Origin of the sequence: Methyloceanibacter caenitepidi, from assembly GCF_000828475.1 — a bacterium.
Lineage (GTDB): Bacteria > Pseudomonadota > Alphaproteobacteria > Rhizobiales > Methyloligellaceae > Methyloceanibacter > Methyloceanibacter caenitepidi.
Genome location: NZ_AP014648.1, coordinates 886,033 through 900,727, shown reverse-complemented (window position 1 = coordinate 900,727; position 14,695 = coordinate 886,033). Strand labels below are relative to the sequence as shown.

At 63.2% G+C, this 14,695-nt stretch carries 15 protein-coding genes; 7 read left to right on the top strand and 8 right to left on the bottom strand.

The genetic code is table 11. The features are described 5' to 3' along the window. Window position 1: 1 nt before the first annotated feature. Complete coding sequence (locus GL4_RS04225) at window positions 2–2,599, bottom strand: ligase-associated DNA damage response DEXH box helicase (protein ID WP_045364902.1); 2,598 nt, start codon at window positions 2,597–2,599, stop codon at window positions 2–4. 144 nt (window positions 2,600–2,743) lie between these two features. On the opposite strand from GL4_RS04225, the gene GL4_RS04220 reads away from it, so the two are divergent. Further along, window positions 2,744–3,100: a DUF6460 domain-containing protein gene (locus GL4_RS04220; RefSeq protein ID WP_342016320.1), complete on the top strand. Its 357-nt coding sequence runs from the start codon at window positions 2,744–2,746 to the stop codon at window positions 3,098–3,100. On the opposite strand, the gene arsC is transcribed toward GL4_RS04220, so the two are convergent. Genes arsC through GL4_RS04205 form a run of 3 tightly spaced genes read right to left on the bottom strand, consistent with a single transcriptional unit; the run spans window position 3,060 to window position 4,851 of the window. Beyond that, entirely contained in the window at window positions 3,060–3,407 is a 348-nt protein-coding gene (gene arsC / locus GL4_RS04215) for an arsenate reductase (glutaredoxin) (protein WP_045364899.1), read from the bottom strand. The genes GL4_RS04220 and arsC overlap by 41 nt on opposite strands. A 26-nt stretch (window positions 3,408–3,433) precedes the next feature. Beyond that, window positions 3,434–4,507 carry a quinone-dependent dihydroorotate dehydrogenase gene (locus tag GL4_RS04210; protein ID WP_082025459.1) on the bottom strand — a complete coding sequence of 358 codons (1,074 nt, stop codon included), beginning with the start codon at window positions 4,505–4,507 and terminating at the stop codon, window positions 3,434–3,436. Next, window positions 4,504–4,851, bottom strand: coding sequence for a DUF952 domain-containing protein (locus GL4_RS04205; RefSeq protein ID WP_045364897.1), 348 nt, complete (start codon window positions 4,849–4,851; stop codon window positions 4,504–4,506). Before GL4_RS04205 ends, GL4_RS04210 begins: the two co-directional genes overlap by 4 nt. 172 nt (window positions 4,852–5,023) lie before the next feature. Here GL4_RS04205 and GL4_RS04200 point away from each other — a divergent pair, with 172 nt between their 5' ends. Continuing rightward, window positions 5,024–5,665 (top strand): S24 family peptidase, encoded by a 642-nt coding sequence (locus GL4_RS04200; protein WP_045364894.1) that lies wholly within the window; start codon window positions 5,024–5,026, stop codon window positions 5,663–5,665. 22 nt (window positions 5,666–5,687) lie between these two features. After that, window positions 5,688–6,290 carry a thermonuclease family protein gene (locus GL4_RS16550; RefSeq protein WP_052464107.1) on the top strand — a complete coding sequence of 201 codons (603 nt, stop codon included), beginning with the start codon at window positions 5,688–5,690 and terminating at the stop codon, window positions 6,288–6,290. Between the two features lie 95 nt (window positions 6,291–6,385). On the opposite strand, the gene GL4_RS04190 is transcribed toward GL4_RS16550, so the two are convergent. Further along, entirely contained in the window at window positions 6,386–6,751 is a 366-nt protein-coding gene (locus tag GL4_RS04190; RefSeq protein WP_045364891.1) for a hypothetical protein, read from the bottom strand. 240 nt (window positions 6,752–6,991) lie between these two features. Beyond that, window positions 6,992–8,647 carry a lysine--tRNA ligase gene (locus GL4_RS04185; RefSeq protein ID WP_082025458.1) on the bottom strand — a complete coding sequence of 552 codons (1,656 nt, stop codon included), beginning with the start codon at window positions 8,645–8,647 and terminating at the stop codon, window positions 6,992–6,994. Between the two features lie 200 nt (window positions 8,648–8,847). Between GL4_RS04185 and GL4_RS04180 the strand changes: the two genes are divergently transcribed. Further along, on the top strand, window positions 8,848–9,261 hold the full coding sequence (locus GL4_RS04180; RefSeq protein ID WP_045364888.1) for a tellurite resistance TerB family protein: 414 nt from the start codon (window positions 8,848–8,850) through the stop codon (window positions 9,259–9,261). Window positions 9,262–9,283: 22 nt separating this feature from the next. Here GL4_RS04180 and GL4_RS04175 read toward each other — a convergent pair whose 3' ends face one another. Continuing rightward, the gene (locus GL4_RS04175; RefSeq protein ID WP_052464106.1) at window positions 9,284–10,642 is read right to left on the bottom strand and encodes a hypothetical protein; all 1,359 of its coding nucleotides are present in this window, start codon (window positions 10,640–10,642) and stop codon (window positions 9,284–9,286) included. Between the two features lie 386 nt (window positions 10,643–11,028). Between GL4_RS04175 and GL4_RS04170 the strand changes: the two genes are divergently transcribed. From GL4_RS04170 to GL4_RS04160, 3 genes are all read left to right on the top strand, one after another. After that, complete coding sequence (locus tag GL4_RS04170; RefSeq protein WP_342016319.1) at window positions 11,029–11,931, top strand: LysR family transcriptional regulator; 903 nt, start codon at window positions 11,029–11,031, stop codon at window positions 11,929–11,931. A gap of 135 nt (window positions 11,932–12,066) precedes the next feature. Continuing rightward, window positions 12,067–12,696: an HdeD family acid-resistance protein gene (locus GL4_RS04165; RefSeq protein WP_045364886.1), complete on the top strand. Its 630-nt coding sequence runs from the start codon at window positions 12,067–12,069 to the stop codon at window positions 12,694–12,696. Window positions 12,697–12,845: 149 nt separating this feature from the next. Next, window positions 12,846–13,730, top strand: coding sequence for a sterol desaturase family protein (locus tag GL4_RS04160; RefSeq protein ID WP_082025764.1), 885 nt, complete (start codon window positions 12,846–12,848; stop codon window positions 13,728–13,730). A gap of 9 nt (window positions 13,731–13,739) precedes the next feature. Here the strand turns inward: GL4_RS04160 and GL4_RS04155 are convergent, their stop codons facing one another. Further along, window positions 13,740–14,609 (bottom strand): transporter substrate-binding domain-containing protein, encoded by an 870-nt coding sequence (locus GL4_RS04155; RefSeq protein ID WP_045364883.1) that lies wholly within the window; start codon window positions 14,607–14,609, stop codon window positions 13,740–13,742. Window positions 14,610–14,695 lie beyond the last annotated feature (86 nt).

Sequence of the window (14,695 nt, the reverse complement as noted above, 5' to 3'; positions counted from 1 at the left end):
TCTAGCGTGCAGCATGCTCCCCCCCAGGGCTCTGCGTCCCGCTGCTCAAAGCCTCCTCTCCTAGGGCTTCGGCAACGAGTTCTTCGGCGGTCTCACGCAACAGGGTGTCGCCCGCATCGCCAGGAACGCTTTCTCGCCCGATCTCGAGCATCACAGGAACAGCAAGCGGCGATACGCGACTCACCTCACTATGCCTGATTCGTCCGCCGATACGCTTCAAGAATTCGCCTAGCCGGCGCAAATCGATCAGGCCCGTGGCGGCGTCGGCGAAGGCCGCCTTCAACAGCACATGATCGGGCTCGTGCTGACGCAGCACGTCGTAGATGAGGTCCGCCGAGGCGGTCATCTGACGACCGGACTTTTCCTGGCCGGGATGGCGCCGCTCGATCAGGCCGGAGATGATGGCGCAGACCTTGAAGGAGCGCTTCATCAGGTTGGACTCGGCGAGCCATGCATCTAGGTCATCGCCGAGCATGTCCTCGTCGAACAGGTCTCTCAGGTTGAGCCGCCCGGAGCGGATCATCGCACTCATGTTGTTGAGGCCCCAGACGGCCAGCGCATATTCATTGGCGACGAAACCGAGCGGCGCGGCACCCGCCCGCTCAAGACGCCGCGTGAGCAGCATGCCGAGCGTCTGATGCGCCAGCCTGCCCTCGAAGGGATAGCAGACGAGATAGTAGCGCTGCCCGCGCGGGAAGGTCTCGATCAGCATTTCCTGCGCATTGGGGACGACCGAGAAGACCGATTGCAGTTTCAGCCAATAGGACACCTGTTCCGGGAGTTTCGCCCAGTGGCGGCGGTCTGCCAGCATGAGGCGCACGCGTTCGGCGAGATAGGTGGACAGCGGGAACTTCCCGCCTTGATAGGCGGGCACCTTGGCGTCCGTTGCGTGCGCCCGGGTCACGATAGCGTCCATCTCGCGCAAGCCCTGGAAGCGCAGCACCTCGCCGGCGAAGACGAACGTATCACCCGGAGCGAGTTGCTCGATGAAGTGCTCCTCGACCTCTCCGAGGATGCGTCCGCCCGCGAGCGCGCCTGTCGGCTTGAGCGCGCCGCCCTTGAGTCGCGCGAGCCGCACACGCAGCATGGGCGCCTCTACGATGGTGCCCACGTTCAAGCGGTATTGCTGCGCGATACGCGGATGAGCCACGCGGTAGGCGCCCTCTTTCGTGCGTTTCAGTTTGGCGTAACGGTCGTAGTTCGCGAGCGCGTAGCCACCCGTGGCCACGAACGCGAGCACCGACTCGAAACTCTCGCGGGAGAGGTCGCGATAAGGCGCCGCGCTCGTGACCTCTTTAAAAAGCAAGTTGGAGTCAAAAGGTTCCGCGCAGGCCGTGCCGAGAATGTGCTGCGCCAGCACATCGAGCGCGCCTGGGCGCGTGGCTGGCGTGTCCTGCTGACCCTCGCCCGCGGCTTCGAGCGCGGCCTGGCACTCCATGACTTCGAAGCGGTTGGCCGGCACCAGCAGCGCCTTGCTCGGTTCATCGAGGCGATGATTGGCGCGGCCGATGCGCTGGGCCAACCGGCTCGATCCTTTCGGCGCGCCGACATTGACGACAAGGTCGACATCGCCCCAGTCGATGCCGAGATCGAGCGTCGAAGTGCACACGACCGCGCGGAGTTTTCCCGCCACCATGGCCGCCTCGACTTTGCGCCGCTGGCCCACGTCGAGCGAGCCGTGATGGAGCGCGATCGGCAGATTGTCGTCGTTGTAGCGCCACAGCTCGTTGAAGAGCATCTCGGCTTGCGAGCGCGTGTTGACGAACATGAGGGACATCTTGTGCGCCTTGATGGCCGCGTAGATTTCCGGCAGCGCATAGCGCGCGGAATGACCGGCCCAGGGCAAATCTGCATCGGATTTGAGGATCCTGATGTCCGCCTGCACGCCGCCTTCGGCGGTGACGATCTCGGCGAAATGGGTCGCGGGCGCCCCGCCGTCCTGCTGAGGCACGAGATAGGCGGAAAGCTCGTAAGGACGCGCAACGGTGGCCGAGAGTCCGATGGCCCGCAAGTCCGGCGACAACGACCGGAGCCGCGCCAGATCGAGCGCCAGGAGATCGCCCCGCTTGGAGGCGCTCAAAGCATGCAACTCGTCGAGGACGAGATATTTGAGGTTGCCGAATATCTGCGCCGCGCTTGTATGGGACAGCATCAGCGCGATCTGTTCCGGCGTCGTAAGGAGAATATCCGGCGGCAACACGCGCTGGCGCGCGCGGCGTGACTGCGGCGTGTCGCCTGTCCGGGTCTCGATTTGGATGGGCAGCTCCATCTCGGCGATTGGCGTTGCGAGATTGCGGGCAATATCGGTTGCTAATGCTTTGAGTGGCGAGACATAGAGCGTATGCACGCCGTGGCTCTGTTTCGTGAGCGGCCGGCCTGCGATATCGATCAGGCTCGGCAGAAAACCCGCCAGCGTCTTACCGCCGCCCGTCGGCGCGATAAGCAACGCATCGGACCCCCGCTGGACCGTTTCCAGCAGATCGAGCTGATGGACGCGCGGATGCCAGCCCCGCGAGGTAAACCAGTCGGCGAACGGTTTGGGCAACAGCACGGGCGAGGAATACGATGCCTCCTCTGCTGTCTGTCTGGTCGTTCGCACACTCACTGACGTGAATCCCTCGTTTGCCCACCCCTAGGCCGCGTCCGCCTCTCGGTCCCACTCGCCTTGATCTTCGGGCGTTTGCCCCCCACCTTTTGCTACAGACTTGAAGCAACGCCCACGATGCGGAGGCTACGCGTGTTTATGGAACGGTTTTTTGGCGGCAATCCGGCTCTCGTCCTCGCACGACTCGCGATCATATCGCTGATCGTCGGCGTCGTCCTGGCGGCCTTGGGCTTCAGCCCCTATGACCTCGTCCAGACCGTGCGGGACCTTATTCAGCGCCTTTACGACATGGGCTTTGCCGCCGTGGAGAAGGGCTTCCGCTACTTCCTGCTCGGCGCGGTGATCGTCTTCCCGATCTGGTTCCTGATGCGGGTGTTCAAAGTGTTCGGCGGTGGCGATGCCTCGTCCGAGGAATTGGTGCCGCCGGAGCGGGAGCCGCGTGTGGCTGCGTCCGCTAAAGAATCGCCAAAACCTTCTCCGGTGGGCGGCCAATAGCGGCCTTGTTGCCGGCCACTACGATGGGCCGTTCGATCAGGATGGGATTGTCGGCCAGGAGCGCGATCAGTTCGTCGTCCGCGACGTTGCGCTCTTTCAGGCCGAGTTCCGCGTAGCGCGCTTCCTTCGTCCGCACGATATCCTGCGGCTTGAGTCCGAGCTTCTTCAAGATCGCCTTGAGGTCGCCGGCGCTCGGCGGGGTTTTCAGATACTCCACGATGACCGGGGCAATGCCCTGTTCCTCGACCAAGGCCAGGGTCTGGCGCGACTTCGAGCAGCGCGGGTTGTGGTAGATCGTGACGGTCATTCGTTTTCTCCCGAAGGATCTTGCTCCTAGAGCGACTTTTGCGCCCATTCTTCGGCGCGCCGCCCGATGAGGGGCGACAGCGTGTTGGCATGGGCGTCAGATACAGCCTGAACCAGGCGGCGCTTAATGCGGCCGATCAGGTCAGGCCCTTCGAATATCAGCCCTGTGTACATCTGAATGAGTGACGCGCCGGCCTCGATCTTGGCGAGGGCCGTTGCGGCGGAGTCGATACCGCCGACGCCGATCAGCGGCATGGTGCCGGCCGTTAGCTTGTAGACCCGCGCCAGCATGCGGGTCGAGCGATCGAACAGAGGCCGTCCCGACAGACCGCCCTGCTCGGCGATCAGCGACTCGTCCGTGAGGCCGTCGCGTGCGAGCGTCGTGTTCGAGACAATAATGCCGTCGGCGCCGCTGCCCTGGATGATCCCGACAATCTCCGGCAAGTCCGCATCCGCGAGGTCCGGGGCGAGCTTTACGAACAATGGTGGTTTGTGACCGGGCAGCGTCGCGCGCGCCTTTTCGACCTTGGTCAGGAGTGTCGCCAGTTCCTTCGGCGCTTGAAGGTCTCGCAAGCCCGGCGTGTTGGGCGATGAGATATTCACCGTGAGATAGGATGCGACCGGCGCCATTCGCGTCACACCCGTCACGTAGTCGGCAATCTTGTCGTCGCTATTGCGGTTCGCGCCCAAATTGATGCCGATAATCCCGGGGGCACTCTGCTGCAATCGCTCCAAAGCTGCCGCCTGCCCTTCGTTGTTGAAGCCGAGCCGGTTGACCACGGCGTGGTCCTCCACCGAGCGGAACACGCGCGGGCACGGATTTCCGCTTTGCGGGCGCGGGGTGAGCGTGCCGACCTCGACGAAGCCGAAGCCCATGTTGAACAGCGCCGTCACGACGCGCGCATTCTTGTCGAAACCCGGCGCAATGCCGATAGGATTGGGGAAGTCCAGTCCGCACAGGGTCTGGCGCAGCCGCGCATCGTCGGGGGCGACGCAGCGGGGGTAGACCCCCATCTCGAGACTCTTGATCGTCAGGGTGTGGGCGCGCTCCGGGTCGAGCGCCAGCATCAGGGCCTGGCCGAGGCCGAACAGCGGGTTCACGCGATGCCCTCGGGCAGGATGTGGCGGTTGTCGTCGTCGAGGTCGAGCGGCGCCTCCGCGACGATCGCGTCGAGATCGAGCGGCGCATAGAGGTGGGGAAACAGATCTCCCCCACGGGATTCCTCCCACTTCAGGGCCTCGCCCAGCCGGTTAGGATCGATGGCAAGCAGCACCAGATCCTCTTGCCCTGCATAGTGTTTGGCCAGCGTCTCGGCGACCTGATGGCCAGCGGAGAAATGGATGAACCCGTCACGCAGATCGTCGGACGTCCCGAGGAAACGCCCTTCGCTCTTGGCTGCCTCGTAGGCGGCGTCGGCGAGAATCTTGTAGATGGGTTCGTCCATGGTGCGGTGCCACACTAGCGGCCCTGGTTCCCACCAACAAGGTTCACACGTGGCAGGTGAGCCGGGTTCCCCACTTCAATTCCGGTACGGTGGACCGGCGGGCGCAGTTGCGTCATAAAGAGGGGGATAGGTATTATTTCCTTGCTCAATTCGTAGGACCGGAGCCGTTTCTTTGAGAAGGCTCACACACGACCGAATCTGGTCTGCCATAGACGCCCTGGCGCATCGCTACGGACTTTCCGTATCGGGTCTTGCCAAGCGGTCGGGCTTGGACCCCACAGCCTTCAACAGGTCGAAGCGGGCCACGGGCGATGGGCGTCCGCGCTGGCCCACCACCGAAAGCATCGCCAAGGTTCTGGAGGCGACGGGAGCGACGCTCGAGGATTTCACCATGCTCGCCTCGTCTGACCCCGGACAATCCAACCGAAACCTGCCGATTCCGCTGATCGGCATGACCCAGGCCGGCGCCGGAGGATTTTTCGACGATGGCGGCTATCCCGTGGGCGGCGGTTGGGAGCAGGTGCCCTTTCCGCGCGTCGAGGACGAAAACGCCTACGCGTTGGAGGTCACTGGCGAAAGCATGGAGCCGCTTTACCGGCAAGGCGACATCCTGATCGTGTCGCCCAACGCGCCGACCCGTAACGGCGACCGCGTAATCATTCGTACGACCGACGGCGAGGTCATGGCCAAGCTCCTCGTCCGCCGGAGCGCCAAAACAATCGAACTCGCCTCCATGAACCCCGACCACCCGAATTTCGTTTTTCCGCTGGATCGGGTCGAGTGGATCGCACGCATCATCTGGGCGAGCCAGTAGACGCCGCACGAAAGCCGTTTCCATGTTCCGCGTCTCACGCATCATCCTCGCGCTCGTCGCCCTCGCGGCCGTTTGGTTCTTCTGGCCGTTCGGCAAGTATGAGGACACGGTTTCGGTCGCGCCGCCGCAAACCGAACCCGGCCAAGACCAGCTTTTCACCAAGCCACTGTCCAAGGACACGGCCGTGCCCCCGGGTGCCGCTTCGCCGGACCAAGCTGCAAGCGAAAAGCCTCGGCCCCAGCCCCAACTACGACCGAAGCGCTTCTACAGGGTCGTGGTGCAGGACGGCGGCTCCCTAAAGACCGGAGGCACGACCATCACGCTCGCGGAAATCGAGGTCGCGGGCCTCACCGGCCAGTGCAAGGATTCGCGCGGCCGGGAGTGGCCGTGCGGGCGGGCAGCCAGGTCCGCGCTAACACGGCTGATCCGGGGCCGCGCCGTAATGTGCCACGTGCCCGTGAAGGGCGAGCACAAATCCCTCGTGGCGCGCTGCTCTGTCGGCGGCAACGACTTGTCTTTCTGGATGGTCGCCCAAGGGTGGGCGAAGCCGAAGCAGCCGGCGCAACCGGCCTTCAACGAGGCCGCGGACGCCGCGCGAGAACGGCGGGTCGGAATCTGGCGCTAGGCGGTTTGTGGGCCGCGGACCTGGCTCAAAAAAAGCGCGGCTCCGAAAAACGGAGCCGCGCGCCTTGGGCGTCTTAGACGACTGCGGTCGTCAGACTACATCTTGTCGGACTCAGGCTCGGACGGTGTGTCGCCCATGTCATCGGCCGTAGACGCATCCGCGCTCACCCAGCCCTTGGCACAGCCCTCTTTCCACTCCTCGGCCGAAATCTCCGCGTCGTCGGACGTGTCGACCATCTGGAAGTTCAGAATGAACGGCGTGGCCTTATCCTTCGACAGCGTATCGCCGTCAGGCCCCGCCATCTCCCAGGCCTTGGTGCACTCGGCCTCGCTCAGGACCTTGCCCGGGCGCCCCGACGGGTCGTCTTTCATGGCGCCCTCGGGCACCGGAGCACCACCACCGGCAAGCGCAACGCCCGCCGTCGACATCAGGATCGCAGTCGTAAGGGTCGTGAGTTTCATCACATACCTCCTTTGCGTTTTTCTTAGTCACTCAAAACAAGACCCGCGAAAGACACGCTTTCGCAGGCCCCGTTACGTGAAGAACACATAAGGTGCAGGCAATGTTCCGAAATATTATGTGACAATTTGGCGGCAATAAAATCCGCACTTCTTTAGCGTTTTACGCAATTTTCGCCACGTTTTATCCAGATTTTGTTCTTCTATGGCATAGGCTGTGCAGTTTTACTATCCTGGCGCAAATCAATTATTTGAAACATTTGCGCCAAGAAGCTCGCCCGCAAGGGCCCGTGCGATCAGGGAGCGTGTGTTGTCGATCCCGTATAGCTGCACAAAGGATCCGAAGCGCGGGCCTTGCGACTGGCCCAGCAGCACCTGATAGAGCGCCTGAAACCAGTCCCGCAACGGCTCGAACCCGTGCTCCTTGCCCACCGCATAAACCTCGTTCTGAATCTCCTCAGCCATCACGTCGTCCGGCAGCGCGACGAGCCGCTGGTCGAGATCGGCGAACGCCGCGCGCTCTTGATCCGTCGGCGCGCGGTACTGCTTCGACGGCTTCACGAAGTCGTGGAAATAACGGATCGCGTAGCCCACGAGTTCGTCCAGCAAGGGCTCGGTCTCGGGGGTCGCTTCCGGCGCGTAGCGCTGGATGAAGCCCCATAGCACCGAGCGGTCCTCGGAGTTCGAGGCCGAGGCGAGATTGAGCAGAAGGGCAAAGCTGATCGGCAGATCGGCCTCGGGCGGCGATCCCTCGTGAATGTGCCAGACGGGATTGGTCAGCTTCGCCGCCTGGTCCTCCTTCGGGAAGGCCGCGAGGTGCCCGGCATATTCGTCGACGGCGCGCGGGATGACATCGAAGTAGAGCCGCTTCGCCTTCTTTGGGCTCTGATACATGTACAGCGCGAGACTCTCGGGCGAGGCGTAGGACAGCCATTCCTCGATGGTCAGACCGTTGCCGCGGGACTTCGAGATCTTCTCCCCGTTCTCGTCGAGGAAGAGTTCGTAGTTGAAGCCTTCGGGCTGCTGGCGGCCGAGGATACGGCAAATGCGGCCCGACAGACGCACCGAGTCGATCAGGTCCTTGCCCGCCATCTCGTAGTCGACGCCTAGCGCAGCCCAGCGCATGGCCCAGTCCGCCTTCCATTGCAGCTTGCAGTGGCCGCCCGTCACGGACACCTGCGTCAGCTTCCCCGTATCGGGGTCCTTATAGAGAATTGAGCCGGCGGCGAGGTCGCGATCGATGATCGGCACCTGCAACACCTTGCCCGTCGCCGGCGAGATCGGGAGGAACGGACTATAGGTGGCGCGCCGCTCCGGCCCCAGCGTCGGCAGGATCACGTCCCGGATCTCCTCGTAGTGCTCGAGCACCCTGAGCAAGGTCGCGTCAAACCGGCCCGACGTGTAGCACTGAGTCGCCGACAGGAACTCGTATGAGAAGCCGAACGTATCCAGAAAGGTCCGCAGGCGCGCATTGTTGTGCTGGCCGAAACTGGGATACTGGTTGAACGGGTCCGGCACTTGGGTCAGCGGCTTTTCCAGATGCGCGGCGACCATCTCCTTGTTCGGGATATTGTCCGGAACTTTCCGCAAGCCATCCATGTCGTCGGAAAAACAGATCAGCCGCGTCGGGATCTTGTCCTCGGTCAGGATCCGGAAGGCGTGGCGCACCATGGTGGTGCGCGCGACCTCGCCGAACGTTCCGATATGCGGCAGCCCCGAGGGCCCGTAGCCCGTTTCGAAAATGATCGAACCGGTCGGCTGAGGGATCCGCTTCAGCCGGCTCACGACCTTGCGCGCCTCCTCGAACGGCCAGGCCTTGCTCACATGGGCGTGGGCGAGGAGTTCGGAATTGATCTCGATTGGGGCCGCGTCGCGGCCAGCGCTCGTGGTCTCGGACATGACTGAAATAGGTGTGCTGAAGAAGCGATCATGGGCACCAAAGACGAAAGGCGCCTTCTGACGGCAACAAATTTCACAGATTCCCCTGCGGCGCCAGTGTTTCCCTAACTTTCTTCTCACACGGGCGCTTGCCCGTCCCGCTTCAATTTCATACCGTCGCGCCCGTTTGGAGAACCACGGCCAGAGAGGGTTGAAAGCCGATGACGAAGTCCTTGGACCATCACGAAGCGCTGATCTACACGATGGTCACGACCTCGGCGGTCGACCGAACCATGTCCGGCGCGGAGCTTGCCCGCATTGGAGAGATCGTTTCGCATTTGCCGATCTTCGCGGACTACGACGCCAACGGTCTGGTCGATGCATCTCAAGCCTGTGGGGAATTGCTGGGCAGCGAGTCCGGACTCGATATCGTCCTGGACCTCGTCCGAAGCAGCCTGCCCATGCGGCTGCGCGAGACGGCATATGCGCTCGCGCTCGAGATCGCAGCGGCCGATCTCGATGTGCGCCCGGAAGAAACCCGGTTCTTGGAACTGCTGGCCGAGGCGCTAGAGATCGACATGCTGACAAAATCGGCGATCGAGCGCGGCATCCGGGCCCGCAACCAGGTGCTCTAGACCAACCGCAAGCACGCGAATGCTAGCGGGCGAGTTTCCCTGCGCCTGAGTAGAGTGCACCACCAATCACGCACGGCACGGCGATCTGCGCTTGGCCGAGAGCCGTGGCGGCCATGCAGCCCGTGGCGATAGCGATCGACCCTGCGGTCCATCCCTTCGACATGCCGGCGTCGGCCGTGAGCTGTTGGCGCTCCGCGTCCTCGATCGCGCCGTATTGCTCTTTTCTGATCTTCTCGGCCTCGAACAAGGACGCCGCCTCGATGACGTCCTTGAGAGGTCCGGCGATCTCTTCCGGTTGACTGACGATTTCGGCCCGGTAGAGGTCGATCAAGTCGCGGTCGCGCTCAGCGTAGGAGGCAAGCGTCCATTTGGCGGTCCCGCCGGTCGTGACCTTCTCGACATTGTTGGCGTCCTTGCCCCAGCCGGAGGCCAGCTTTTCGAAGAAGCCCGCCTCCTGGGCGCCCTTCGACCATTTCAGCGCCTGCATGATCCGCATGACGGGCTCGTACTGCCCCGAGGCCACGTAGTAGCCCCAAAGAGCGTAGACCGCCGTCGTGCCGCCCGTGTCGAGTTCCATTGCTTGAAGGGTTGGACGCCGTCCGTTGAGCAGATCATCGATCAACGGTTTGCGCAGCGGCATGCGGTCCGCATTCTTCACGAGCAGATCCTGCCAGTCCGGCCGCCCCGAGTAGGCGATCGCGCGGATGATAACCTCCTGCTCCTTCGGCGGCATGGGGAACATCTGAGGGATCAAACCGGGGCCGTCATTCGGATTGGTGCCGAGCACGCCAGCGATGAAGCCGATACAGAACCAGCGCTGCTCCTCATCCGTGAAGAGGCGGTGGTCGCGCATGGCATGGACGGCGGCGGGGACTTTCCAATATTGCGGCTTGTCCCGGTAGTTCGAGACCCAATCGAGCAGGCGCTCTGCGGACGCGAAGTCCGCCGGGCCCGCCGGCGGTGCGGACGGCGCCCCGTAGCTCGGCGTCGCCGGTCCTTGCAGATGAGCCGGACCTTGCAGCTGCAGAGACGGCCGGTCGTAGGACGTTTCGGGGGTGCCCTGGTAAGGGACATCGGCGTCGTCGCCGCGTGCCGTCACTTCGGGGGCGCCTTGGTCAACCTCGCGTGACTCGGGTGCGCTTTGGGCAGCTGCGGTCGGCTGAGGTGTGCTCAAGGGCTGTGCGGCTTGGGCGGCCGGAGCCTGCACCGGTGCGCGCCCCGGTTGCGGCGGGGCAAGGCGCGAAGGCTGAGGCGCCGGCGTTTTGGAGAACGCGCTGCTGTTCGGCGTGGCCACGGCCGCGTCGGCGGCATACCCAGCATTAGACTGGGCAAAGCCGAACAGGCTCAAGGCGCCAAGCGCGATGACACAAGCGATACGCATTCCATCAGCTTCCTCCCCCACGCCCCAGAGTGCTGACGAACCGAACTCTATGGTTAACGCCCCAACGACGTTCCACGTTCCGGAAACCGTGAATTTTCAAGCGGTTCGTGGCGATTTGAAGGCCCGCGCGTTAACCATAACAAAAGGTTACCGCTCCTCTGGGCCTGAAAGTCCGGCCGCCCTCACCGCTGGCTCAGCAGAAGGACGGCCGGGGCCTCGCACTTCACGCCGCTAGGGAGCAATCTCGTTCGCGCGAGGACATCTCGAAAGCCTGCGCCTGAGCAGGCTCTTTAGATGATCCTGTTGCGACTAGCATGCGTCTTCTCGTAGAATTAATCCAATCGATAGGGTCGATGATGGATATCGATCACACTAATCTTAGCAGATTGGACCTCAATCTTCTCGTTGCGTTCGATGCGCTCCTGTCCGAACGGAGTGTGACACGGGCGGCCAGCCGCATCGGACTCGGCCAATCGGCCATGAGTCACAATCTCGCCCGGCTCCGCCGCCTCTTCGACGATGAGCTCCTGACCCGCAGCGCGGACGGGATGCGGCCGACCCCGCGGGCGCTGGCGCTCGCCGATCCGGTCCGCAACGCACTCCGGACGGTTCAGTCCGCCGTCCTGGAAAGCGGCACGTTCAACCCGGCCACGGCCGAGCGCGTGTTCCGGATCGGGCTGGCGGACTCGATTGAAGTCGCGATCATGCCGGCCATCATCGAGCGCATCCTGTCGCTGGCCCCCGGCGTTTCCATCCGGCTGCGGCCCGCCAACCGCATCGACGTGGTCGAAGAGCTCGACACCGGCCAGCTGGATCTCGGTATCGGGGTGTTCGAACAGGGGCACGTCCACCATTTTCGCCGCCAGCTCTACACCGACCACTTTCTCTGCCTGTTCAGCCCGGAACAGCTCGGCGTGTCGGCGCCGTTGTCGCTCGAAGATTACCTACGCTGCCCGCACATACTGACGAGCCTCGCGGACGACACGCGCGGCGTCGTCGATGAGGCGCTCGCCAAACGGAAGCTCCGGCGGAGAGTTGTTCTGACGACGTCCGGCTTCTTGGCCGTTCCCTTCGTGGTGCGCCGCGCGCCGCTCCTGACCACCATGCCGTCGCGGCTCGCACACTACTTCGCCGATGCCTTCTCGCTCGCGACGAGCCCTGTCCCAATCGACCTGCCGCGTTTCACGATATCTCTGCTCTGGCACGGCAGTTTCAATCGGGACCTGAGCCATACCTGGCTGCGCCAGACCATCGCCTCACTGGTTTCGGAAGACAGTCTCGAACTTTGAGCTTGCAGCTCGACGCAACTCCCCAAGCCGCAACAAGCGCGTTATATTCGCGCCGCATGATCCAGCCGGTACCACCGACGGATACGCGGAGCGGCGCACCAATCTGAACTCGATCCACTGCCGAAGGGGGCAACTATGGCGGAAATGAAAAACGCGAAAGAACTCACGGAGCATCAGGAGGCTCTCAGCGAAGTTCTAGCCGATCAATGGTGGGTCGTGCTGCTGCGCGGCGTGGTCGCCATCCTGTTCGGTCTGATCTGTTTCTTCTTCACCCCGGCCGCGATTCTCGCCGCCGTCCTGTTCTTTTCGGCCTACATGCTCGTGGACGGCGTTCTCGCCATCATCTCCGGCGTCAAGGCCGCGCGCAACGGCAAGCGCTGGGGGCTGTTGATCCTCGAAGGCATCGTCGACATCGCCGCCGGTGTCATTGCCTTCATGTGGCCGGGCATGGCCGCCGTCGTTTTCGTGCTCATCATCGGCATCTGGGCTGTCATTTCCGGCGCACTCCTGGTCTACGCGGCCTTCAGCCTGAAATTGGACCATGGCCGCTGGTGGCTAGCGCTGGCCGGTATCTCCTCTGTCATCTTCGGCATTCTGTTGTTCATCGCGCCCGTTCTCGGCGCGGTGGTGCTGACATGGTGGATCGGCGCCTACGCCGTCGCCTTCGGCATCCTGTTGCTGATCCTCGGCTTCAAGCTCAAGGGCAAGAAGGACGAGAACGCCGGGAAGGTCCCACCGGCCGCGGATGCCACCACGAAGGCCTAGCCCGTTCGGGCCAGTTGGCCGTCTAGGTTCGAGGGGCGGCGCATCGCGCGCCGCCCCTTTTTTTGTGCGCGTATTTTGCACGGTCGCCTCGCGGCCTTTTGATCGCGGCGCCATTGGTTTGGACGGCGAAGCGCGGCACACTCCCGGCCATGCAAACGCCGTTCTACTTCGACGATACGCTGGTGCGCTTCGGTGTTTTCGCCGGGCTCTTCATCCTGTTCGCCGCGATCGAGTATGTGTGGCCGCGCCGCCGGCTCGTCGTCTCGAAAGGACGCCGCTGGTTCACCAATCTCGGCATCAGCGTCACCGCCAGCCTGTTGTTGCGGCTGATGGCGGCGCTTGCCGTGCCGCTGACGGCCATTGCCGCGGCACTTTACGCACAACAAAAAGGGTTCGGGCTGCTGAATGCCGTGGATTGGCCGGACTGGCTCAAAATCGTCATTGCGCTCTTGGTGCTGGATCTTGCGATCTGGGCCCAACACCTAGCCTCGCACAAGATCCCTATCCTGTGGCGGCTCCATCAGGTCCATCATGCCGACCGCGACATCGACGTGACGACGGCAATCCGCTTCCACCCCATCGAGATCGGGCTGTCGATGTTGTGGAAGATGGTCGTGGTGATCGGGCTCGGCGCCTCGCCGCTGGCCGTCTTCTTATTCGAAGTCATTCTGAATGGCTGCGCGATGTTCAATCACGCCAATATGGACCTGCCGCGGCCGCTCGACCGGCTCTTGCGTCTCGCAATCGTCACGCCGGACATGCATCGGGTGCATCACTCGGTGTATAGGGCGGAACATGACTCCAATTACGGTTTCAATCTTTCGATCTGGGACCGGTTGTTCCGCACGTATGTCGCCCAACCGAAGGACGGCCACGTCGGCATGCGCATCGGGCTCGCCCCATACCAGACATCCTCGCCCACACGGCTCGGCTGGAGTCTTTGGCTTCCCGTTTTGGGCTACCCGGCAGAGGAGAGCCGCGCGCCGAGAGGGCCGGCCGACGATGCAGCCGGAGCCTCCGACACGCGCCGCTAGACCAAGCTGCTAGAAGAAGTTCATCGGAAAGTAGCGCAGGAAGAGCTCTTCGTAAGTGCCGCGCGCATGAACCTGCTCGAGCGCATAGTTCAGCGCCTGCACCAGCGTACGATTGCCCTTCTTCACGGCAATGCCGACCCCCTCACCGAAGAAGCGCGAGTCCAGATACGGTCCGCCGCGAAATTCGCAACAATTCGCACTCTCGACACCGTTGAACCAAAAGGCGAGCGTGATCCCGTCGGCGAACACGAGATCGATGGCTCCCTCCTTCAGCGCTTTCTGCGCCGCTTCACTCGACTCGAACGCTGCAACCGCCGCTCCCGGGAAGAAGGTCTTGAGATACGCCTCGTGCCCGCTGTCCTTGGCGACGCCGATCTTAAGACCCTCTACCGTCTCAGGGCTGATCTGGGCGATGTCGCTGTCCTTGCGCGCTGCGAATCGCGCCGGCGTCGCGTAGTAGCGCAAGGTGAAGTCCGCCGATTTCAGCGCCTCGGCGGTAATCCGGATCGAAGCGATCGCCGCGTCCGCTTCGCCGGTTTCGAGCGCCGGCATCAGGCTGCTCCAGTTCGTCGCGGTGATTTCGCATTCGACGGCGAGAACGTCGCAAATCGCCTGGGCGAGATCGATATTGAAGCCGGTCAACGCTCCGACCTCGTCGTAATAGTGAAACGGCGGGTAGTCGGAATCGGTGATGAAGCGGATCTTCTTGAGGCCGGCTAAGTCGGGCTTCGGCCGATAGGCGTCGCCCTGCCAAGCGTCCGGCACGATCGGCTTGATCTCGGTGCCCGGAGACTGCGCGTGCGCGGCAACTGCCACAGCACCCACCGCCGCGAGAGCCACAAGGACGGCGCCAACCGGCCCCGCAAGAAATCTCATCATTGAAGATCACCACGCCTCTTAAGTCGTCTCCGTCTTAGCGCGCCTTGATGGCCATCGCCAGAGCGGCGGACGCCTTCGGCTGCAGA

Bases quoted from the DNA above. Each gene is read 5' to 3' on its own strand.
- arsC (WP_045364899.1), bottom strand. From the start codon at position 3,407: ATGACCGTCACGATCTACCACAACCCGCGCTGCTCGAAGTCGCGCCAG.
- GL4_RS04185 (WP_082025458.1), bottom strand. From the start codon at position 8,647: ATGTCCGAGACCACGAGCGCTGGCCGCGACGCGGCCCCAATCGAGATC.
- GL4_RS04165 (WP_045364886.1), top strand. From the start codon at position 12,067: ATGGCGGAAATGAAAAACGCGAAAGAACTCACGGAGCATCAGGAGGCT.
- GL4_RS04190 (WP_045364891.1), bottom strand. From the start codon at position 6,751: ATGAAACTCACGACCCTTACGACTGCGATCCTGATGTCGACGGCGGGC.
- GL4_RS04180 (WP_045364888.1), top strand. From the start codon at position 8,848: ATGACGAAGTCCTTGGACCATCACGAAGCGCTGATCTACACGATGGTC.
- GL4_RS04160 (WP_082025764.1), top strand. From the start codon at position 12,846: ATGCAAACGCCGTTCTACTTCGACGATACGCTGGTGCGCTTCGGTGTT.
- GL4_RS16550 (WP_052464107.1), top strand. From the start codon at position 5,688: ATGTTCCGCGTCTCACGCATCATCCTCGCGCTCGTCGCCCTCGCGGCC.
- GL4_RS04205 (WP_045364897.1), bottom strand. From the start codon at position 4,851: ATGGACGAACCCATCTACAAGATTCTCGCCGACGCCGCCTACGAGGCA.
- GL4_RS04220 (WP_342016320.1), top strand. From the start codon at position 2,744: ATGGAACGGTTTTTTGGCGGCAATCCGGCTCTCGTCCTCGCACGACTC.
- GL4_RS04155 (WP_045364883.1), bottom strand. From the start codon at position 14,609: ATGATGAGATTTCTTGCGGGGCCGGTTGGCGCCGTCCTTGTGGCTCTC.
- GL4_RS04175 (WP_052464106.1), bottom strand. From the start codon at position 10,642: ATGCGTATCGCTTGTGTCATCGCGCTTGGCGCCTTGAGCCTGTTCGGC.